Source organism: Solibacillus sp. FSL W8-0372 (genome assembly GCF_037969735.1).
In the GTDB taxonomy this organism is placed as follows: Bacteria; Bacillota; Bacilli; order Bacillales_A; family Planococcaceae; genus Solibacillus; species Solibacillus faecavium.
This window is the reverse complement of sequence record NZ_CP150204.1, coordinates 212,501-235,114: the sequence shown is the minus strand read 5'-3', so window position 1 is coordinate 235,114 and position 22,614 is coordinate 212,501. Positions and strand designations below refer to the sequence as shown.

At 40.3% G+C, this 22,614-nt stretch carries 12 protein-coding genes, 14 tRNA genes and 2 rRNA genes (1 of these 28 running past the window's edge); 3 read left to right on the top strand and 25 right to left on the bottom strand.

Annotated features, from left to right (window positions below; translation table 11 throughout):
• Window positions 1–117: 117 nt before the first annotated feature.
• Genes MKY13_RS01180 through MKY13_RS01165 form a run of 4 tightly spaced genes read right to left on the bottom strand, consistent with a single transcriptional unit; the run spans window position 118 to window position 5,385 of the window.
• A complete protein-coding gene (locus MKY13_RS01180; protein ID WP_339214787.1) occupies window positions 118–1,086 on the bottom strand; it encodes an agmatinase family protein in 969 nt (322 codons plus the stop codon).
• A complete protein-coding gene (hutI, locus tag MKY13_RS01175) occupies window positions 1,083–2,312 on the bottom strand; it encodes an imidazolonepropionase (protein ID WP_339216822.1) in 1,230 nt (409 codons plus the stop codon). Before hutI ends, MKY13_RS01180 begins: the two co-directional genes overlap by 4 nt.
• A 45-nt stretch (window positions 2,313–2,357) precedes the next feature.
• Window positions 2,358–4,019 carry a urocanate hydratase gene (gene hutU, locus MKY13_RS01170; protein ID WP_339214785.1) on the bottom strand — a complete coding sequence of 554 codons (1,662 nt, stop codon included), beginning with the start codon at window positions 4,017–4,019 and terminating at the stop codon, window positions 2,358–2,360.
• Between the two features lie 31 nt (window positions 4,020–4,050).
• A complete protein-coding gene (locus MKY13_RS01165; protein WP_339214783.1) occupies window positions 4,051–5,385 on the bottom strand; it encodes a YjiH family protein in 1,335 nt (444 codons plus the stop codon).
• A 157-nt stretch (window positions 5,386–5,542) separates the two neighbouring features.
• Here MKY13_RS01165 and MKY13_RS01160 point away from each other — a divergent pair, with 157 nt between their 5' ends.
• Window positions 5,543–7,018, top strand: a complete 1,476-nt coding sequence (locus tag MKY13_RS01160; RefSeq protein WP_339214781.1) for a response regulator transcription factor — start codon at window positions 5,543–5,545, stop codon at window positions 7,016–7,018.
• Window positions 7,019–7,285: 267 nt separating this feature from the next.
• Here the strand turns inward: MKY13_RS01160 and MKY13_RS01155 are convergent, their stop codons facing one another.
• Window positions 7,286–9,133: an SLC13 family permease gene (locus MKY13_RS01155; protein ID WP_191701335.1), complete on the bottom strand. Its 1,848-nt coding sequence runs from the start codon at window positions 9,131–9,133 to the stop codon at window positions 7,286–7,288.
• Window positions 9,134–9,465: 332 nt separating this feature from the next.
• Here MKY13_RS01155 and MKY13_RS01150 point away from each other — a divergent pair, with 332 nt between their 5' ends.
• A complete protein-coding gene (locus tag MKY13_RS01150; RefSeq protein WP_191701325.1) occupies window positions 9,466–10,953 on the top strand; it encodes a catalase in 1,488 nt (495 codons plus the stop codon).
• 80 nt (window positions 10,954–11,033) lie between these two features.
• On the opposite strand, the gene MKY13_RS01145 is transcribed toward MKY13_RS01150, so the two are convergent.
• The 3 genes from MKY13_RS01145 to MKY13_RS01135 all read right to left on the bottom strand — a co-directional run bounded on the left by MKY13_RS01145 (window position 11,034) and on the right by MKY13_RS01135 (window position 17,051).
• Window positions 11,034–11,255, bottom strand: coding sequence for a hypothetical protein (locus tag MKY13_RS01145; RefSeq protein ID WP_191701326.1), 222 nt, complete (start codon window positions 11,253–11,255; stop codon window positions 11,034–11,036).
• Window positions 11,256–11,283: 28 nt separating this feature from the next.
• A complete protein-coding gene (locus MKY13_RS01140) occupies window positions 11,284–12,213 on the bottom strand; it encodes an AEC family transporter (protein ID WP_191701327.1) in 930 nt (309 codons plus the stop codon).
• A 134-nt stretch (window positions 12,214–12,347) separates the two neighbouring features.
• On the bottom strand, window positions 12,348–17,051 hold the full coding sequence (locus MKY13_RS01135; protein WP_339214777.1) for an S-layer homology domain-containing protein: 4,704 nt from the start codon (window positions 17,049–17,051) through the stop codon (window positions 12,348–12,350).
• 242 nt (window positions 17,052–17,293) lie between these two features.
• On the opposite strand from MKY13_RS01135, the gene MKY13_RS01130 reads away from it, so the two are divergent.
• Complete coding sequence (locus MKY13_RS01130; RefSeq protein ID WP_339214775.1) at window positions 17,294–18,361, top strand: S-layer homology domain-containing protein; 1,068 nt, start codon at window positions 17,294–17,296, stop codon at window positions 18,359–18,361.
• 44 nt (window positions 18,362–18,405) lie between these two features.
• Here MKY13_RS01130 and MKY13_RS01125 read toward each other — a convergent pair whose 3' ends face one another.
• The 17 genes from MKY13_RS01125 to MKY13_RS01045 form a co-directional block, all read right to left on the bottom strand.
• Entirely contained in the window at window positions 18,406–19,392 is a 987-nt protein-coding gene (locus MKY13_RS01125) for an MBL fold metallo-hydrolase (protein ID WP_339214773.1), read from the bottom strand.
• A 388-nt stretch (window positions 19,393–19,780) separates the two neighbouring features.
• Window positions 19,781–19,852 (bottom strand) — tRNA-Glu (locus MKY13_RS01120).
• A 2-nt stretch (window positions 19,853–19,854) separates the two neighbouring features.
• Window positions 19,855–19,930: transfer RNA gene (locus MKY13_RS01115), tRNA-Asn, on the bottom strand.
• A 9-nt stretch (window positions 19,931–19,939) separates the two neighbouring features.
• Window positions 19,940–20,016: transfer RNA gene (locus MKY13_RS01110), tRNA-Ile, on the bottom strand.
• Between the two features lie 6 nt (window positions 20,017–20,022).
• Window positions 20,023–20,098: transfer RNA gene (locus tag MKY13_RS01105), tRNA-Phe, on the bottom strand.
• 11 nt (window positions 20,099–20,109) lie between these two features.
• A tRNA-Asp gene (locus MKY13_RS01100) sits at window positions 20,110–20,185 on the bottom strand.
• A gap of 28 nt (window positions 20,186–20,213) precedes the next feature.
• Window positions 20,214–20,306, bottom strand: a tRNA-Ser gene (locus tag MKY13_RS01095).
• Between the two features lie 22 nt (window positions 20,307–20,328).
• Window positions 20,329–20,404, bottom strand: a tRNA-Ala gene (locus tag MKY13_RS01090).
• A 7-nt stretch (window positions 20,405–20,411) separates the two neighbouring features.
• Window positions 20,412–20,488: transfer RNA gene (locus MKY13_RS01085), tRNA-Pro, on the bottom strand.
• 23 nt (window positions 20,489–20,511) lie between these two features.
• A tRNA-Arg gene (locus MKY13_RS01080) sits at window positions 20,512–20,588 on the bottom strand.
• A gap of 29 nt (window positions 20,589–20,617) precedes the next feature.
• Window positions 20,618–20,706: transfer RNA gene (locus MKY13_RS01075), tRNA-Leu, on the bottom strand.
• A 5-nt stretch (window positions 20,707–20,711) separates the two neighbouring features.
• A tRNA-Gly gene (locus MKY13_RS01070) sits at window positions 20,712–20,786 on the bottom strand.
• A gap of 52 nt (window positions 20,787–20,838) precedes the next feature.
• Window positions 20,839–20,914 (bottom strand) — tRNA-Lys (locus MKY13_RS01065).
• Window positions 20,915–20,920: 6 nt separating this feature from the next.
• Window positions 20,921–20,996, bottom strand: a tRNA-Thr gene (locus MKY13_RS01060).
• 9 nt (window positions 20,997–21,005) lie between these two features.
• Window positions 21,006–21,081: transfer RNA gene (locus MKY13_RS01055), tRNA-Val, on the bottom strand.
• 11 nt (window positions 21,082–21,092) lie between these two features.
• A 5S ribosomal RNA gene (rrf, locus tag MKY13_RS01050) occupies window positions 21,093–21,208 on the bottom strand.
• An 82-nt stretch (window positions 21,209–21,290) separates the two neighbouring features.
• Window positions 21,291–22,614, bottom strand: a 23S ribosomal RNA gene (locus MKY13_RS01045); it runs 1,605 nt beyond the window's last position.

Here is a 22,614-nt window from a genome sequence, read left to right as displayed (position 1 = left end):
GTTTAAGAGGCTTTTTAGAAACTCCGCTGACTTTCTAGAAAACCAAAACTGCTTCGGCTCAACCGAGACAAAATAACCGAATTCCCGCTCAACTATGAGAGGAAACTCGGTCAATTTTCATTTCAAATGCACAAATCTCGATACCATCATCGTTAAAAACGCATACGCTCCAGCTTTGACTGTCTGTAACTCACTTGTATCCCGATGTGGATCTAAACAGACGAAGTCCATACCGTGGACGATCTCGTATTTCCCTACTTCGTGCAGCAAATCAAATAGCTCATCTGTGCGCATACCACCTGGTGTTGAAGCAGGAACTCCAGGTGCATACGCAATATCGAGTACGTCCATATCGACTGTCACGTAGACAAGATCTACTTTTTCAGCAAGCTGCTGCATGACATCGGCTATGACCGCAGCCGCGCCTTGACGCCGGAAATCCTTCAATGTAATTCTGTTTACACCGTAATGATCAGCAGCACGGATGAGGCTTGGGGCATTGTAAAAGCCGTGTAATCCTATATTGTAAACATCCTCACCACGCACAACACCCCCATCAAGCAGCTGGCGGATCGGTGTACCATTTGTAGGGCCATCCGAATCCGTTGCACGCAAGTCAAGATGTGTATCAAATTGCAAAATGCCAACACGTTTCCCCGAAACTTTTGCAAATGCTCGGACAATCGGTGCTGTAATCGAGTGATCGCCACCGATTTGTACGTAAAAGCTATTAGGATTTCCTTTCAGTACATACGTCATTGCCTGTTCAATATTTTCATGACACTGCAAAATATTTGTCCCGTGCAATTTTACATCGCCTAGATCGGCAACACGGAGCGCTCGGAAATCAACGTTTTCATCAATGGAATACGTCGTAAAATAATTCCAGCTTTTACGGAAATACTCCGGATACTCCGAAGCTGCTGAAGCACTAATCGAAGAACGGGATAAAGGAACACCAGTTATGACTACATCAAAGTCATCTGAACATACCCCATAGCTTGGTTCGATCCAGTCCTTGACCTTCATATCTTCATGCTCGATACGGTTCCAAGTAGTCGCTGGGCTTACTAATAACGAATTCACAACAGGCTGCCACCTTTCACCACGACTTTTCCTGCTTTAATAACGGTATCCGTATGATTCATACCATAGAAATATTGAAGCTGCTTATAGTTCGGTACGTCTAAAATCAGGACATCCGCCTGTTTTCCTTTTTCAAGCGTCCCTACACTATCTGCTCGATTAATGGCATGGGCTGCGTTAATAGTCGTCGCGCAGAGCACTTCTTCCATCGTCATTCCCATATTCATGCATGCCAGGTTCTGAATAAATGGCAGACTAATGGTCGGCGACGAACCTGGGTTAAAGTCTGTGGAAATTGCTACCGGGACTCCGCTGTCTACCATTAGGCGCCCTCTTGCATAAGGTGCACGTAAGAAAAAGGCTGTTCCCGGCAATAGTACTGCGATTGTTCCTGCCTTTGCCATTGCTTCAATTCCTTCATCAGATGCAACAAGTAAATGTTCCGCTGAAATGGCGCCTACTTCTGCAGCAAGCTCGGCTCCTTCATATGGTTCGATTTCATCTGCGTGAATTTTTGGTGTCAGTCCATATGCTTTACCTGCCTCTAAAATCAGACGAGACTGTGCTGGCGTGAATACACCTTTCTCGCAAAATACATCATTAAATTCAGCAAGTCCAAGCTCCGCCACTTTTGGAATCATTTGCTCAATAATAATTTTTACAAATTCATCCTCTTTGCCTTTATATTCTTTTGGAACGGCATGTGCACCCATAAATGTTGAAATAACATCTACTTCATGCTCTTCCTGTAATTTTTTTACTACATACAGCTGCTTCAGTTCAGTTTCCAAGTCTAGACCGTAGCCTGATTTTGCTTCCACAGTCGTAATACCATAACGTAAAAAATCATTTAAATGCTGATACGTTTTCTCATATAGTTCATCAAAGGCTGCTTCCCGCGTTTTTGTTGTTGTGTAATGAATACCGCCCCCTGCATTCATAATGTCCATATAGGACTTGCCGGCAAGGCGCATATTGAGTTCATGCTCCCTAGTTCCGCCATGCACTAAATGCGTATGGCAATCAACAAAGCCGGGCATGACAATTTTGCCGCGCGCATCAATGACATCTGCGTTATTCACTAAATGCGGAAACTCATTTTTAATCTCTTCAAGAGGGGCAATCATCGCAATACGATTGTCCTCAATTAGAATGCTCACTTCTTTTTTTAAGCCCAGTTCACTCATCTGCTCACGGCGGCGAGGCAGTTTTACCTCGCTCGCCATCGTTAATACTTCATTTGCATTGTTTATTAAAATAGCCAAAGTTCATCATCCTTTAAGCATCGGCATGTTAATACCTTTTTCTTTTGCTGTGCGAATTGCAATGTCATAACCTGCATCGGCGTGACGTACAACACCCATTCCCGGGTCTGAAATAAGCACGCGGTTAATTTTATCTGCTGCCAACTGTGTTCCGTCTGCTACTAATACTTGACCTGAATGCTGTGAATAGCCCATACCTACGCCTCCGCCATGATGTAAGCTTACCCAGCTTGCACCACCTGCTGTATTGACTAAGGCATTTAGCAATGGCCAGTCGGATACTGCATCTGATCCGTCCTTCATACCTTCTGTTTCGCGGTTCGGCGATGCAACAGAGCCTGAATCTAAATGGTCACGGCCAAATACGATTGGTGCTTTTAATTCACCGTTAGCCACCATTTCGTTAACACGTAATGCAAAGCGGTGGCGATCTCCATAGCCTAACCAGCAAATTCGTGCCGGTAAGCCCTGCCACTTCACCATTTTTTGCGCCATATCAATCCAGTTTACTAATGCTGTGTCTTCTGCAAACATTTCCTTTGCCAAAGCATCTGTTTTATAAATATCCTCCGGGTCACCTGAAAGTGCTGCCCATCGGAATGGTCCTTTTCCTTCGCAGAATAACGGGCGAATATAGGCTGGTACAAATCCTGGGAAATCAAATGCATTTTCTACACCCATTTCCTTTGCATAGGCACGGATATTATTACCGTAGTCGAATGTCTCAGCACCCGCTTGTTGGAATTCAAGCATTGTCCGTACATGCTCTGCCATTGTTTCTTTTGCACGGCGCTCATATGTTTTGACGTCTGATTTACGTAACTGCAGCGCTTCAGCTAAAGTCATGCCATTTGGAACATAGCCATTCACTGGGTCATGCGCAGACGTTTGATCTGTTACAAAATCCGGAATGATGCCACGATTTAGTAATTCACGGTTCACGTCCGCACAGTTTCCTACTAATCCGATTGATGCAGGCTCGTTTGCAGCAGTTAATTTGTTCACCAGCTCCATTGCTTCATCCACTGACTCCACAAGGTAATCACAGTAGCCTTCGTTTATTTTTCGCTCGATACGTGCACGGTCTACCTCAACAACTAAAATAACCGCACCCGCCATTTTTCCTGCTAGTGGCTGGGCACCACTCATGCCGCCCATACCTCCAGTTAATATCCACTTACCACGAAGGTCAGCTGTTCCAAACTTCTTTTTTCCCGCTTCAACGAAACTTAAATACGTTCCCTGTAAAATCCCCTGTGCCCCGATATAAATCCATGAACCGGCTGTCATCTGCCCGTACATCATTAAATTGCGTTCTTCTAATTCATAAAAGTGGTCCCAATTTGCCCATCCAGGCACTAAGTTGGAATTCGCAATTAGTACACGCGGTGCATTTTCATGTGTTTTGAAAACGGCAACTGGTTTACCTGACTGTACAATCATCGTCTCGTCATTTTCCAGTTCTTTTAAAGTCGCAATTAGTTTATCGTAGCTTTCCCAATCACGCGCAGCCTTTCCGATGCCTCCGTATACTACAAGCTCATCCGGATTTTCTGCTACTTCAGGATCTAAATTGTTCATAAGCATGCGCATTGCCGCTTCTTGTGTCCACCCTTTACATGAAAGTTCCGAGCCACGTGGTGCGCGAATATTTGTTTTGAATACCATAAAAAATCGCTCCCTTTATTTTTAATATTATTTAGAAGAAGAAAAATGCTATTGGTGTTACTAAAATTAGTGTTAATACAACTCGCTCAAACCAAATAATGATCATTTGGCGAATTGTTAGCGGAATGTCTGTTGATAAAATAACTGGAATTACCGCTGAGAAGAATAAAATCGCCGAAATCGATACAACTGCTACAATAAATTTCGTTATCATTGCAGCTTCTGTAACAATCATTGCCGGTAAAAACATTTCAGCAATTGATAATGACAATGCTTTAGCCGTCAGCATCGGATCCGGAATTTGCAGTAAATACGTAAATGGTGCAAAGATGTATGCCAGCCAGTCAAATAACGGTGTATAAATCGCCAGTACCATACCTAATAAACCGATTGATAAAATCGAAGGTATGACGCCCATTGCCATGATAAAACCTTCTTTTAAATGGAGATAGAGGTTTTTAAGTAAAGATGGATTCTGCTTTGCTGCTTCAACCGCTTCGGTCCACGCCACTTGAAGACGATCCTTCTTTACGATTTTTTCAGGCTGAGGTGTAGACCCCTCGTAATACTCATCTTTAATTTTATTTAGTGGATAAATCCGCGCTGTAATAGCTGTTACAACGAACGTCACGACTAATGTCACCCAGAAAAATAAGTTCCAGTATTCCATTAAATCCAATGTTTTTGCCACTATGATCATAAATGTAGCCGATACCGTTGAGAACCCTGTTGCAATAATAGCCGATTCCCTCGCTGTATACTTTCCTTCTTTATAAACACGGTTCGTCAAAATTAAGCCAACTGAATAGCTACCAACAAACGAAGCTACCGCATCAACCGCTGATCGACCAGGTGTTTTAAAAACGGGCTTCATGATTGGTTGCATGAGCACCCCTATAAATTCAAGCAAGCCATAGCAAACGAGTAATGCTAAAAAAATTGATCCAATCGGAATGACTAACCCAACTGGCTTAATTAGTTTTTCTAATAAAAATGGACCGATATCCGGATTAAATAACCATGCCGGACCAAACCCAAAAATAAGCATGACACCTGCAACTAACCCGCCTATTTTAAAAATCGATAACACCATATTCACTTTTGATGTTTTCCATTTTTTCGTTACAAACGGATAAAACGCACCGAGCACTAAAAGAATCAATACATATCCATTCACCAGTGCAGGAGCATATGCAATAAATGCGCTAACTACGTGGTCGACCAATATCGATGATTTCCCATTCCATTCAAATGACACGAAAAAGCTAAAAATACCGATTAGACTGCAAATAATCATTTTAGTAAAAATGCCTAATTCAAACCCATTTGATTTTGGTATTTCCTGTTCTTGTTGATACTTTGTCATTTCACCACCCCTTTGTTATACAAACTATAAATCTCTTTATATTCTGAATAAATAGAATAAAAAACTACATTATAGTAAAATTTAAATAAAATAAAATTAATTTAACTTAAAAATAGAAATTTTATAAGAAATAGAATTTAAGTGAGGTGATTCTTCAATGAAAATTTTAATTGTAGAACGGGATTTGGAAGAAATTAAAGGAATTGAATGGTATTTAAAAAACTATTTTATGAGCGATGTAGAAGTAATCCGAATGATGGATAGCAGTAAAATAATGGCGGATTTTCAGCGTATCCAGCCGGATGTACTTTTAATGGAAATGGAGCTAGCTTCATTTTCTGTCGAACAGTTTTTGCGTAAACAGTCGATTCCTATTATCGGTGTCACAGCTGAGCCTATTTTTCAGCAAGCAATGAAAGCCATCCGCTTAAAGGCCCTTGATCTCTTTGTGAAGCCAATTCCATTGGAGCAGCTAAAGTCTACCCTTCTGCAAGTTTCTTTACCAAGGCAAACTGCAGTTACGGACAGTCCCCTTCCAATCGAGACACCATTGTATTCGGATTTATATTTAAATAAGCCGGATATTTTCCCGTTAAAAGGGCGAGGGTTCTTTTTAATCGAGTGTGCCGACTATGACCACAATTTAATGCTTTACGAGTGGCTGATTGAATTGCCTATTTTTCAGAATCTTACTGCCCTTCCTTTACAAAAGCGGGTTATTTGCATTGCTGAAACGGATGATTTTGCTATGCTATTGAAGCAACTTAGAATTATGAGCCAGGAGTGGGAGAAATTCAGTGGAGATACGCTGAATATTGCTGTTTATGATGGTGACGAAACAACCCTTTTAACAATGTACCAGGCATGTAAAAAAACATTAACCCAGCGTTTTTATAAAGGGTACTCCCATATTTTCAGAAGCACGCAAACGCTTTATGTGAAAAGGCTTGAACCGCTTCTGACACCAGAAGAGCAGCATCTGTGGATTACCAGTCTTGAAAATGGGGATTTAAAAGCAATCAAAGCTTTTTTATATAAACTCACACATCCCTCATCCTATTATCACCAGGATGATGTCCGTATTCATTTAACGAGTATTTTAGCGCAAATTCGCCGATTTATGATGAAATACCATCTTCAACAGCAAGCAAAATTGGAAGAACAATATCGTGCATTGTTCCATTTTATTTTAGAACACCCGATTTTATATGCAATTGTGCAGGAATTTATTTTGTTTACGCAGCTATTAATCGAGGCACGAAAAAATATGCAGCAGCAACAGATTGCAGATTATACGGAAATCGCCGTTGAAATGATCGAACGCGATTATAGAAACCCTGAACTCACATTACAAGTTGTTGCAAATGAGTTAAATATAAGTGCCAACTACTTAAGCAATATATTCTCAAAAAAGCGAGGTATCCCGTTTCGAAAGTTTATGCAGCAGCACCGAATCCAACAGGCTGAGAAATTATTAATAGAGACTAACGTGGAGATCGGGACAGTTGCAGAAATGGTCGGCTTCACGGACAGTAATTACTTCACAAAAGTATTTCGTGAATACTATCAGTTAACCCCCTACCGCTATCGGGTACAGGTGAGGAAAACGGGTGGGTCAAAACACGACATATGAAATTATTAAAACGTTAAAAAAATACCTGTGCCCTCGGTTCAAGAGATCTAGGTATTTTTTTCTCTATTTTAAACGGATGTTGTAGAGCGAGTCAGCTAATATCCCTACCAGAAAATAAACGGGAAGAAATTTTTTCGATAAAAGCAATTCGCTCAAATTCAGCTCTCCTTTCCTTTAAAATTAATTTCTTATATTAATTAAAAAGCACCCAATTGTTATGTTGCCATCAATTGGGTGCCATGTGTTGTTATACGGGCTGATTTCCTCCTAAAATGGAAACAGCAACGGTACCGCAATCATCATGATGATAAACATGATGACCTGTAACGGAACACCGATTTTGACGAAATCCATGAATTTATAGCCACCCGCTGTTAATACAAGCGAGTTTGTCGGAGATGCAATCGGTGTCGCAAACGCCATACTAGCAGCAGTTGCTACCCCAATCATAAATGTATACGGGTTCGCATCCATAGCAAGTGCTGCAGTGATGGCAATCGGCGAAAACAGTACCGCTGTTGCTGTATTACTAACAAATTGTCCGAAAACAACTGTCAGTAAATAAATCCCCATCAATACACCATATGGTCCGAAATCACCTAGCACACTGATAATTCCTTCTGCAAGAATCGTCATTCCGCCTGTTTTCTCAAGTGCTGTCGCCATCGGAAGCATTGCCGCTACGAGCACAATACTTTCGAAGTTCATTTTACTGTAAGCATCATCCATATTACGCAGACAACCTGTAATAATCATAAGAACGGCCCCGATTAATACAGCAATTACCGCGTCAAACACTTCAAACACCATCAATCCGATCATCAGCAGCATGATGATACCGGCAATCGGTGCCTTTCCGTTTGCGGCAATTGCTCCTGCCTGCTCACGTGGCTGCCCAACTATAACAACATCATGCGTTTCGCGGGATAGGAGTTCAATTTCATCCCAAGTCCCCTGCACTAAAATCGCATCCCCGAACCGCAGCTTTTGATCCGCCATATTGTTAAGTAAGTAGTCACCCTTCCGATTAATACCTAAAATATTTAAATTATACTTTTCACGGAAACCGATTTTACTTACTGTTTCCCCGATTAAACGAGATTGCGGCGTCAATAAAACTTCGGCTACTCCTATTTTTTTTGAAACGAGATCTTCAGCATTGTCTTCGATAGGCTGGATAGTTAATGCAAAATCATGAGCAAAACGTCCAACATCATCCGCCATACCTTGTACATATAGCTCATCGCCAGCATGTATTACGCTTGTCGGACCCGCTAGCTCTTGATAAGTCATCGGGCGTAAATTAATGCCTTCTTGTACAGCACCCCGCTTAATTTTCATAATGTAAATATGGTACGTTGCAGGGAGCTTTAAATCGATTAGTTTTTGTTCCAAAATTGTCGACTGTTCGCTTACTACGACCCGGAATAATTTATCATGTAGATCATATTCATGAGCAATTTTCTGTGGAGATAATTTATACCCTGCACTTGATTGCGAACGGTTATTTTCATTTGGCAGCAATCTATTGCGAACGAGAACTAAATAAACAATAACGGTAATTGTCGCGATAATGCCAATTGGTGTAATTGTGAAGAAGCCTAGCTTTTCAAATCCGTGGTCCACAAGTGTTTGGGAAGCTATTAAATTGGTCGGCGAAGCAATGAGCGTCATTAGCCCTGACATACTTGCTATATAGGAAAGCGGCATTAAAAACTTCGATGGACTCACCTTGATGCTAATCGCAATCGATACGACAATTGGTAGCATGAGTGCCACTGTACCTGTATTACTCATAAATGCTCCTACAATTGCTACAATGATAAGCAACAATATAAAGAGACGAAGTTCACTATCACCGGACCATTTCAAAAGAAGGTTCCCCGCCATTCCTGCAAGACCCGTTCTTAAAATCCCTGCCCCTACAACAAATAGTCCTGCAATCATAATTACTACAGAATTTGAAAACCCTGCAAGTGCTTCAGCCGGAGTTAAAATATTTAAAATAACAAATGACAATAGCGCCATCATTGCTACTAGATCCGCACGAATTCTATTTGTTGTAAATAAAAGGATTGTAACTGCCAAAATAATAAATGTTAACGTGAGTTGCATGACCTTTTCCTTTCCAATTGTACTATCACCCATTATATAAGAAAAAAACTAACAACCACCCTCAATTTTGTCATTAAAGTGAAATCACGCCAATATTGACGAGAATTATGATGCAATTTTTGTCATTTTTTTCTATAAGTACGTTATAATTTAAGTATAGATTTATAGTGTGAATTTTCAAATAAAGTGGGTCTGCACCTTCTTATAGATAATTAATATTTTAATATAAAGATTCCTTAAAAAGAATTATTATAATCTAGTAGAAATTATGATTTACATTTGTTATATTATAAAAGAAGCAGTTTTCAAATTCATTTTAGGGGGAACTACACATGACAAACGAACGTTTAACAACAATTACTGGTGCTCCAGTAGTATCTAACGATGATTCACAAACAGCTGGTCGTCGTGGTCCAATTTTATTACAAGACGTATTTCTAATTGAGAAATTAGCAAACTTTAACCGTGAAGTAATTCCTGAGCGTCGTATGCACGCAAAAGGTTCTGGTGCATTCGGTACATTCACTGTAACTCATGACATCACAAAATATACAAAAGCAAAAATTTTCTCTGAAGTTGGTAAGAAAACAGAAATGTTCGCACGTTTCTCAACTGTAGCAGGTGAGCGTGGTGCGGCTGATGCTGAACGTGATATTCGCGGTTTTGCATTAAAATTCTACACTGAAGAAGGTAACTGGGATATGGTTGGTAACAACACGCCTGTATTCTTCTTCCGTGATCCATTACATTTCCCGGATTTAAACCACGTTGTTAAGCGTGATCCAAAAACAAACATGCACAACGGTAACTCTAACTGGGATTTCTGGACTTCATTACCAGAAGCATTACACCAAGTAACAATCGTAATGTCTGACCGTGGTATTCCAAACGGTTACCGCAAAATGCACGGATTCGGTTCTCATACTTACTCAATGATTAACGAAGCTGGTGAACGCGTATACGTGAAATTCCACTTCCGTTCTCAACAAGGTATCGAAAACTTAACAGGTGCAGAAGCTGCTGAAATTATCGGTAAAGACCGTGAATCTTCACAACGTGATCTATTCGAGTCAATCGAAAAAGGCGATTTCCCGAAATGGAAAATGTACATCCAAGTGATGACTGAAGAGCAAGCACGTAACTCTAAGGACAACCCTTTCGACTTAACAAAAGTTTGGTACAAATCTGAGTACCCACTTATTGAAGTTGGAGAATTCGAATTAAACCGTAACCCTGAAAACTACTTCGCTGATGTTGAGCAAGCAGCATTCGCTCCATCAAACGTAGTACCTGGTATTTCATTCTCACCAGACCGTATGTTACAAGCGCGTTTATTCGCATACCAAGATGCAACTCGTTACCGTTTAGGCGTTAACCATCACCAAATTCCAGTAAACACACCAAAATGTCCATTCATGGTTTACCACCGCGATGGCGTAGGTCGTGCTGATGGAAACCGTGGTGCAGCTATTACTTACTATCCAAATAGCTATGGTGCATTACAAGGTCAATCACAATACAAAGATCCTGCATTAGCTCTTGATGGTCCAGCTGACATCTACGACTTCCGTGAAGATGACAACAACTACTTCGAGCAACCAGGTAAGTTATTCCGTCTTCAAACACCTGAACAGCAACAACGTCTATTCGAAACAACTGCTGCTGAAATGAACGGTGTTGAAGAATTCATCAAACGTCGTCACATTTTACACTGCTACTTAGCTGATCCAGCTTACGGTGAAGGTGTAGCGAAGGCAATGGGTCTTTCTTTAGACGGTATGGACCTTTCAAACCCATACGTTCAGACTGTTAATTCTTAAGCTATTCCAAGAGCGTTATTGATATCCAAACTATAATCGCTTACAGCCGCAAGTATCCCCTCAGATACTTGCGGTTTTTTTTATACTGCTTTAGTTATTAGAAGTTTTTTTGATTTATTAGAAGCTTTGAGGGTGATTTTAGCACTTCCGACGGGGATATTAGCACCTAAGGCATTCATTTTAGAAGACTTGAATGATATATTAGAAAGTTCCAATTTTATTAGCACTTCTTTCATTTTATTAGAACATTCAGGCCATATTTTAGAACATCCATCCCTTGCACAACGCATAAAAAAATCCATGAAAAGAAATCTCTTTCCATGGACAATGTTATACAAATAAAATTGTTGATATATAAATAACAACGGTTACCGTTAAACAGCTAATAATGGTTGAAAATAAAACTGTCTGCGCCGCTGTTGCCGATTCAATATCATACTCCAGTGCTAAGCTGGAACTGTTTCGGGATGTCGGAAATGCACTGGCGATAAAGAGTGACTGTGCAACAACACCGTCTAAGCCTAATGTAAAAATAATGAGCAATGCTACGGCTGGACCGATGACCAACCTTGTAAAGCAGCTGACAAAAATTGTTTTATTGAACATTGTACGCATTTCAATCGTCGAAAGCTGTGCACCTAGTGTGATGAGGGCCACTGCTACAAAGCCGTCTGCAATATGTTCGAGCGGGATGCTAAACGTCTCTGGGATTGGTACACTAAAATAATTCAATGCAGCACCTAGTATAAGTGCATGTACTATGGGCATTTTCAAAAAGTCCCGTACAATTGCCAAGCCTGACTTCGTGGAAGAGATTAGATTATACAGTCCGTAAGTGTACGTCGTCATATTTTGAAAAATAACAAGAATAACTTGTATTGCTACACCGATTGGCTGTGTCGCAAAAATCATCTGGGCAACCGGAATACCGTAGTTGCCTGAGTTAATAAGAACCACACTGTTTTTGAAAACAGCTGACTCCTTTTTATCAAGTTTTAATAGCTTTGCCAGTAGCTGACTAAGCAGCATTTGTGAACCTATAAATAAAATAATAAAAATCGTAATTTGCCCGAGGACACTCATTTCAATAGAAGTTTCATATATATTGATAAAAACTGCTGCGGGCATGAAGCAATATGTAATAAGGTGCGATAATGCCTTTAAGTTAAATTGAAATTTGCGCTGTAAGATAGCGCCGATAACGAGCAATACTAAAATAGGTGCCACAATCTTGAAGAAAATCATTGATAAATAGACCATGAGAGCACTCCTTCTGCGTCTAGTTACTTTAGTATTTTATTATAGCTTATTTTTATGAAGATAGGTCAAGACGCAATTAAACTCCTATAAAAAACGTCCCTAATTTAACTGAATAAATTAGAGACGTTTCTTTTTTATAAGTAATCAATCGCGCTTAATGCTTTATAAAATAGCTCGGCAAATTCACCGCGTGAAAGTGTTTGCGTTGGATTGAATGCACCCGTTCCATCCACTACACCGAACAGCTCTAAAATAGCAATGCTTTGACGTGCTTCCAATGTTAAGTTTGCTATATCACGATAGTTTGATGTTAGTTCATTATACACCTTTGATAAATCTTGATTTAAATAGCGGTACATGTTTGCGATGATTATTGCAGCTTCCTGCTTTGTTACCGTCGCAGTTGGGCTAAAGCGTGAAGAGGTTGCTCCGCTCATGATTCCTGCCTCTAATAAGCCTTGTGCATGTTTTAAGTGCTGTGCATTTTCTAAATCCATATATTTTGATTTTGAGTTACTCGATAAGTCTATTGCTGAAGCAATCATTGTCATAACATCCAGTTTGTTTACTTGTTTGTAGCTTTGTACAAGACGGTTTGTCGTATTGAATGTAATACCGCGCTTGGCCAATTCACGAATTGCATTTCCTTGGGTATTGTTTTGAATGTCTGTGTAACGAATATCACCTGTAGTCACCTTAAAAGTGCCGCCTGACGTTGTACGAATGATAAAGTTTGAGCCATCCACTTTAAATGATGCAGGAGATGAACCAGTTGTTGTAACGCGCTCAATAATTTGAGACGTATTCCCCTTTAATGTACTCATCGGAACATGAATTTCTACATAGCTGGAGAAGTTTTTTACGTTATTGCCTTCTGTAAATTGAATGTTTAATTGGTTATTTACAATATTTAAAGCTACCCCCATTGCCGCAGTAGCAGATTGAATTTCAGATGTCGGTATAACGATATCAACATCCCCAGCTTTTAAGCGCATATTGCGATCAGCTATATTTTTCACTTGTGTTGATGTAATTTGCGTTGTATAGCGCCCATTTTGATATGTCATTGTCTCATATTGTGACCAACTCGCCGTCTTTGGAACCGACGTTGCAACGGAACTTGGTATTTGTGTCGAATCATCCGGAATGTAGAGTGGGTCATGTTTTGGCTTTTCGACCACAATCGCACCTGGCTTAACTGCATTCACATAATCTGGATAATATGTGTATACAAGTTCAATATATTGCGGGTCATTCCACATCGTTTCAAGGCGTACAAGTTTTTCTAGCGTTGTGACATGTCTTTTCGCCTCTGCAGATAAATTATTATAAAGCGAACGCGCCTTTGCAATTTCCGCCGTCGACGAGTTGCGAGTAACTGTATCCATATGTAAATCAAACGCATTGGCATCCAGCTTAGCCTGCTTCACAACTGTATTTTGATAAATTACATAGTTTTCTGCATCGATTAATATATGCAAGTTTGTGACAAGTGACTTTGCAAGATCACTTAGCGCATTGTACGCCATACGAATACTTTTAATTTGTGCTTCTGTATATTTTGATTTGTCGATACGGTTGATGCGGTCCATTACAGTTTTTGCTTCTTTTTCGGCTTGTTCTGTTTGGGTTGCAAGTAAGGACTCGAAATAAACTAAGTTTTGTAAAATAAGCTCATATACTAACTTCTTAGCTTCTTCAGTTAACGCTTCGTAAGCAGCCCGGGCAGCTTTAATCTCTGCAGAAGTCGATTCATTATTTAGAACCTGAATCATTTCAATTACTTTTTCGGCGGCGGCTTTGTTTGTAAGTTCTACTTCTAAATCCTCTAAAGTGGATAAAAGGATATCAAGCTTGCCGTAATTATTAATTTTGCTTTGTTGCTCCTGTGAAAGATGATTATAAGCTTCCCGAACCTTTTCAATGTCATCTTTAGTGGATTGGCTATTTAAAGCTTCAATTGCTTTGTTCACATCATCAATGGCTTTTTGGAAAGCTGCTTCGTCTTTTGATACCTTTTCCCATAAAGCAATTAAGGCTTCTTTGTTATTTACAAGGTTCTTAGCCTCTGCTGTCAGTGCTTGATAATCCTGATAAACAGCTTGCACTTCCATATAGGAAGACTGTTCAGTTAATTCATTAATTTTATTAATAACTGTCTGGGCATCTGCAGCATACCCCTCTTCCATTATTCGTGCTTCTTGTTCAACTAAATTTTTTAGTTGTTCGGTAAAGAACTTCTCAATTCGGATATCTAATTCTAGTAATTCCGTATATCGTTGTCTTATTTCTTGAATAGCTACCGTCATAGATTCGTTATGAAGATCTGCCATCTCCTTTAATAGTGGTTGACCGAGCGTTGTAGCTAAATCTTTTAATTTACGGTATTCAAATAATTTCTCTCTAACCTCTGCCGATAATAAAGCAAGTACTTGTTCAACTGTAATATTTAATTGTGTAGCCACTACACTAACTGAATCTGCAGAAGTTATTTGACTGATCAAACTGTCTAATGAACCCATATTAGCAAGGTCAAGATTTGTTATTGACGATATTAATGATTTTAATGTTGCGTCTTCAGAAAGCCCGTTTAAACGGTTTATAAGCGTTGTTAATTTATTTATATTTTCTACTGAAATAACGGCTTTTTGAGATTGCTTCATTTCATCATAGATTTTTTGTGCTTCTCGTACCTTTTTAACCAAATCTTCAGTTACCGGCTCGGAAGTCGTAAGATCATCCATTAATTGATTAAAGCGCTCGATTTGATTATTCATAGATTGCATTAAAGCTAATTTATCTCTAACTATATTTCCATCTGCGCTGCTCATGAGGTGTTTTTGACTGATTAAAAGCTCATCGTACTGGATTTGAATATCCTTCATACTTGTTAGAAAGTCTGTGGCACTTTCATCTATTATTTTTACTGCATGAATGAAATCCTGTGCTTCTCGACGAAGTTCCTCTGTGCGTTGACGGTACGTTTCAATATCGCCTAATCCGATTTCATTACGAATCGACGGCAAATAACTATTATATTTCTTTAAAAAATCCTCAACAAATACAATAAAATCCGGAATTTGTTCAAAAGGATCTCCATTTTTGACGCTTTCCACTTTCTCATCTAAGTCTTTTTTCAGTTGACGGGCCGCCTCTACTTTTTTCACTGCCTCTTGCAGTATAGGGTAGTTATAAACAGCCGTTTTATTATCAAGTCTGTTATATGCACTTAAGGCATCATCCACGTCTTTTACGTAATCTGCATCCATTTCATCCAAAGCATTAATAATATTTACAATAGCAGAAGTACTTACATCACCAGCTATAACTTCCTCAATTTTTTTCAATTCCATGTAATTTGATACTAATGATTGCTGTGTTTTTGTTAACTCCATATAATGTTGGCGGGCAACCATTACAGCATTTTTAAACGAAGGTGTTGTTTGATTTGCTGTATCTACCAATTTTTGAATTTCATTAATAACTTTATTGGCTTTCTCTTCGTTTAAATCATTCATACGTGCCAATGGTAAGAAGCCAGGAGTGCCCTCTACTGGGGTATAAGTTAAAATATTTGTGCCTAACTTAATCGACTGCAACTGTTCCTTCAACACTAATTCAGGTTCTTTTGATGAACCAAGATCATAACGATATAGATACTTTCCTTGACTATCATTTATAAAGTAAAGGTATTTTCCTACAGTTTCAATATTTGCAGAATCACCAGAAGTTTGCTCGTAATATACGATGCGACCTGTCCCTGTTGTAGCATCTATCCGATCAATAGCTAATGGCGTTGCTGTAAGTGAAGCTAAATCTAATTGATAAATTTCACCAGATGCATGCGCATTAGGATAATAAATATGTGTACTTGATTGTGCTTGGTTATCAATTGTTTTGAAGTGATTGTATGTATTAGACGCAATTGTTAACCCGTCTGCTCCATTTGCAATACGACGCTCATTGGGTGTGTATGTTAAAAAATAGCGATATTGAATAAGCTTGTCACTTTTTATTGCTGTATCGTTACTTCCTGCATCTAGGTGATACCATTGGGTACCGATTTTCACCACATTCCATGAACGGTATTCACCATTTACAATTCCATATACATACTTAACATCAATGGAAGGCACCTGCTTTAATAACGTGTACATCCATAAAGCATATGCATGGGAAGATAAACCGCTTGTCGGAATTAAATGATGATTTCCCTCTACATAATTTGTATTATGGACTACGTAATCATGAATAATTTTAATTTTAGCAACGTCATTTGATGTTGCCTCTACCTTCGTTTTAATATCATCATATTTAGCTTTTGCAGCATTCAGATTCTTTGGTAGATTATTTGTAATAGTATCGTAATAGTTTAAAGAGAACTCTAATTTAACAGAAGTTATTACATCATCTGCCTTCGTTTCGGTCGCTTTCACTTGCATATTATTAAAGAGACCATATATTTCTGTTACATCAAATGTCGCTGTATCATTGGATGTTGTAGTCACAGTTTTTTGAGTATTTAAACTGTCCGTCAACTCCGCCATTACCTGCTCTATTGAAATTTTATATGATGTAATTTCTTGACCTGTATACATTACTGTAAAACCTTTATTAAATTTAGACATTTCAATAAGAATTTGTTTTTTTAAATCTTCTTCATTATTGATTAAGAATAATTCGGTACTTGACTGAGTTAAAGTAGCTGAGCTACCAGTAAAAATATTTTGTATGTCAAACGTTTGTGTAATCGTTACTTCTTCCGCTTGTACTTCCCCTGCCACAACAACACTCGCTGGAATGGCAACCAACGCTGCTAGTATTTTTTTCGATTTCATATATGACACTTCTCCTTCTCGCCTCTATTTATGTATAAAAATCTATTACTTTTTATATCGGTTCATATACCATATTTTAGAACAAAAATAGGTAACATATCATAAAATATAGGATATTTACTATTGTGTAGCTAGATTCCATAAATAGTCATGCCATACCTTTTTCATAATTTATCAATTTGCACGAACTGAAGAGACATGCTACAGTCAAATTAATCCAATTTCTAAGGAGGGTACCTTTTATGAAGCTTTTTTTAAATGCATTTTTTTTGATGGCTGGGATTATTATTTGCTTTGCGTTCCCATCACAAACTGAAGCAAAGCAAGTGTTTAAAGATGTTCCAACTGACCATTACGCGTATGATGCAATTAAATGGGCGTATGACTTTAATATAGTAAACGGCTATGCAAACGGTACCTTCCGTCCAAATCAGCCTGTCACTGAGCAGCAGTTTGCAAGTATTTTAGTTAGTTATTTTGATTTAGAGCCCGTGTCAGATGAGCTTCAAAAATATACGCCTAACGAAATTCCGTCTGATGGAAATTACAATACACTTGCTGCCTATGGGGTACCGTTAAATGGTTATTTCCAAAATATTATTCGAGGTGCTGCAGTAAAGCGTGGAACTGTTGCACAGGCAATTGCTTATGTAGCAGATGGCCAAACAACATTAAATAATTCTATACAATTTCTGCTCAACCATGATATTTCGAATGGGCAAAACCCCAAGTATGAACAAATCAACTTGCAACGTTTTTTCGGAGCATCGAATAATTTAACACGTGCTCAACTCGTTTCCCTATTCTACAAAATGCAAAGTAAAAACTTTTTTTATCGTTCACAATTAGCAGAAGAGCGCTATGCTAATATAGGGTCAACTCCCCTCTATAAAATGGCTAATGAAGCAAGGGACATGCTCGACCGTTCGTTACAAAGTGGACGAAACTGGTCTCCTGTAACAAATAAAAAACCGAAGAAAACGTGGGATGGAGAATATACGTACTTTTATACGTATGGAAAAGGTGATTTAAATTCCCTAGGACGTGTGCTCACAATTTCAAATAGTACGAAGGAGAATTTTAACGTAACCTACTATACATTTAATGGCTGGTCCTCTGGAACGATTGAAGGTACGGCAACTCTCACATCTGAAACGAAAGCAAGAATGACCAAAACAGGTGAGGGAGAACGGTGCGTTATTGAATTTGAACTCGGATTGAATAACTCCATTAAAACAACAGAGTTTTATTGTGAAGCAGGTCGTGAACGAGGTACAGATTATAACGGCACTCTTACAATGGAAAAATAAAATGGGAGCAGCCTGAAATTCCTTTCTGGCGCTCCCATTTAGTATCAATCATTCTTTAATTGAAAAATCCATTGCTCCTCTTGCCAATGACGTTCAATTATTCCACGCTCCTGTGCAAGCAATGTTAAGCCTATTACTTCAGAGATAATAAAGATAAAGTGCTTTGCAAAACGGGGACCGTAAATTGCTTCCCCAATAGCCTGTGCCGTTTGATGACCTTCACTTATTTTCTTTACGAGCTTTTGCAGTTTATATTCCGTCTTACTTAAACTCTTCTCAATGACATCATCTAAATTTTGAAAAACGGCTTCGTGCCCAGCAAAAACATACTGAATAGAAGAGTGCCTTACTTTTTCAATTGATTCAATATATTGCATTAACGGATTTATTATAATTCCTGCTTCGTCATGATCAATTAACGCATTTGTCATCCCGGAAGCCAATAAGAAATCCCCCGCAAATAGCCAACCGTTTTCTTTATCCAATAACCCAATAGAATCAGGTGAATGCCCTGGAACAGCTATTACGTGCAGCCCTCCAATTTGCTGTCCCTCTTCTAGTTGAAGAATAGCTGACTGCAAAATTACTTTTTCTTTATTGCGAAGGGTGTTTTCCATTTTAGTCAACCGTTCAACTGCAAAATCCGTTACCCCATACTGTTTATATAATTCTTGGTAAAAAGTAAGCTTCTGCTGTAAATATTCTCCTTCACATTTTAAACGTGTAATGGCAATTTGACTGGCATATATAGGAATCGAGTATTCCTTTGTAAGCTTATTAACCAGTCCTGTATGGTCTTCATGAAAATGAGTAAGTATAATCCGTTTAATTTGTTTCATTTCAATCCTATAGTCACTTAATTTCTGGTAAAAAAACTGTTCAAATTCTTCCCCTTTAATGCCTGCATCTATGAGTGTATATTCGTTTCTATTCTGATATATATAACAGTTAATGCTACCCAAACTACTATAATTCACTGGAAATATAATGGGATATACTGTTTTTCCACTAGCTTCTATAATTCCATCCATATGTATCTTCTCCCTACTTAAATGTGTTAGTAACTTATTAGTGCCCGCTGTTTCTATCAGGTTTGTTAAAAGCTAAATAAGAGAAAAATTTCCGGTTATTTCTAGAATGGATCTCATTTGAGGAAGAAATAAAGGCGATTTTTGCTGTTATACAAGGTTTTTTATTTGGGTAAACCGAAATCCTCCGTTTATTTAGGCTGTTTTTTACGTCCAATTTGGATTAAGCGCAATTTTCCCGTCTATTTTGTGCTTTTTATAATGAAATTTCTTTTAAAATATAAATCCATTCTATAGTATAAACGCATTTTTACACTACTTGAAAACCTATCCTTTTTATGAATGCAAAAAACACATTGCAAAATTGCAATGTGTTTTTATCGTGCATATATGACCCGTACGGGATTCGAACCCGTGTTACCGCCGTGAAAGGGCGGTGTCTTAACCACTTGACCAACGGGCCTATGGCTCCGAAGGCAGGACTCGAACCTGCGACCTGCCGGTTAACAGCCGGATGCTCTACCAACTGAGCTACTTCGGAATAATACTATGGTGGGCCTAAATGGACTCGAACCATCGACCTCACGCTTATCAGGCGTGCGCTCTAACCAGCTGAGCTATAGGCCCATAGTATGGTGGGTTTGGACGGAATCGAACCGCCGACACTTAGAGCTTCAATCTAATGCTCTACCAACTGAGCTACAAACCCATAAAAAAAAATGGCGGTCCCGACCGGGATCGAACCGGCGATCTCCTGCGTGACAGGCAGGCATGTTAACCGCTACACCACGGGACCAACATCATTAAGTAAAAAAATATTAAAATGGAGGAGGTAGAGGGATTCGAACCCCCGCGCGGTGTTACCCGCCTGTCGGTTTTCAAGACCGATCCCTTCAGCCAGACTTGGGTATACCTCCAAAGGAAAATTATAAAAATAAATGGTGGAGCCTAGCGGGATCGAACCGCTGACCTCCTGCGTGCAAGGCAGGCGCTCTCCCAGCTGAGCTAAGGCCCCATAAGAATGGTCGGAATGACAGGATTCGAACCTACGACCCCTTGGTCCCAAACCAAGTGCTCTACCAAGCTGAGCTACATTCCGAATATGTCATTAAATAATATATATGGCGCGCCCGGCAGGAGTCGAACCCACAACCTTCTGATCCGTAGTCAGACGCTCTATCCAATTGAGCTACGGGCGCGCATTATTTACTTTATTAAAAAATAGAGATGGTGCCGAGGGCCGGAATCGAACCGGCACGGTGATCACTCACCGCAGGATTTTAAGTCCTGTGCGTCTGCCAGTTCCGCCACCCCGGCATTTTTGGAGCGGAAGACGAGGTTCGAACTCGCGACCCCCACCTTGGCAAGGTGGTGTTCTACCACTGAACTACTTCCGCAAAATGCATAAGATATTTTAATTCTGACAGTATATGTAATTTATTTAAAAACTGGTGAGCCATGAAGGACTCGAACCTTCGACCCTCTGATTAAAAGTCAGATGCTCTACCAACTGAGCTAATGGCTCTCTAAATGGTGCCGGCGAAAGGAGTCGAACCCTCGACCTACTGATTACAAGTCAGTTGCTCTACCAACTGAGCTACACCGGCATTTAGAAATGGTGGAGGATGACGGGCTCGAACCGCCGACCCTCTGCTTGTAAGGCAGATGCTCTCCCAGCTGAGCTAATCCTCCATTTTATTCTAGCGAAGCGACGTCCTACTCTCACAGGGGGAAGCCCCCAACTACCATCGGCGCTAAAGAGCTTAACTTCCGTGTTCGGTATGGGAACGGGTGTGACCTCTTTGCCATCATCACTTCACTATAAGGCTTCTTACGAAACCTGTAGAAAGAATCATTCTTTCAAAACTGGATAAACGTTTCATTGAATTGTGCAATAAAATGTGGTTAAGTCCTCGACCGATTAGTATTCGTCAGCTACATGCGTCACCGCACTTCCACCTCGAACCTATCTACCTGATCGTCTTTCAGGGGTCTTACTTACTTGCGTAATGGGAAATCTCATCTTGAGGGGGGCTTCATGCTTAGATGCTTTCAGCACTTATCCCGTCCACACATAGCTACCCAGCGATGCCTTTGGCAAGACAACTGGTACACCAGCGGTGTGTCCATCCCGGTCCTCTCGTACTAAGGACAGCTCCTCTCAAATTTCCTACGCCCACGACGGATAGGGACCGAACTGTCTCACGACGTTCTGAACCCAGCTCGCGTACCGCTTTAATGGGCGAACAGCCCAACCCTTGGGACCGACTACAGCCCCAGGATGCGATGAGCCGACATCGAGGTGCCAAACCTCCCCGTCGATGTGGACTCTTGGGGGAGATAAGCCTGTTATCCCCGGGGTAGCTTTTATCCGTTGAGCGATGGCCCTTCCATGCGGAACCACCGGATCACTAAGCCCGTCTTTCGACCCTGCTCGACTTGTAGGTCTCGCAGTCAAGCTCCCTTATGCCTTTACACTCTTCGAATGATTTCCAACCATTCTGAGGGAACCTTTGGGCGCCTCCGTTACTCTTTAGGAGGCGACCGCCCCAGTCAAACTGTCCGCCTGACACTGTCTCCTACCCCGCTAAGGGGCATGGGTTAGAAGTTCAATACAACCAGGGTAGTATCCCACCGACGCCTCCTCCGAAGCTGGCGCTCCGGGATCTCTGGCTCCTACCTATCCTGTACAAGTTGTACCAAAATTCAATATCAGGCTACAGTAAAGCTCCACGGGGTCTTTCCGTCCTGTCGCGGGTAACCTGCATCTTCACAGGTACTATAATTTCACCGAGTCTCTCGTTGAGACAGTGCCCAGATCGTTACGCCTTTCGTGCGGGTCGGAACTTACCCGACAAGGAATTTCGCTACCTTAGGACCGTTATAGTTACGGCCGCCGTTTACTGGGGCTTCAATTCACAGCTTCGCTTGCGCTAACCGCTCCTCTTAACCTTCCAGCACCGGGCAGGCGTCAGCCCCTATACGTCACCTTACGGTTTTGCAGAGACCTGTGTTTTTGCTAAACAGTCGCCTGGGCCTATTCACTGCGGCTTCTCTAGGCTATGCACCCAAAGAAGCACCCCTTCTCCCGAAGTTACGGGGTCATTTTGCCGAGTTCCTTAACGAGAGTTCTCTCGCACACCTTAGGATTCTCTCCTCGACTACCTGTGTCGGTTTGCGGTACGGGCACCTCTCACCTCGATAGAGGCTTTTCTTGGCAGTGTG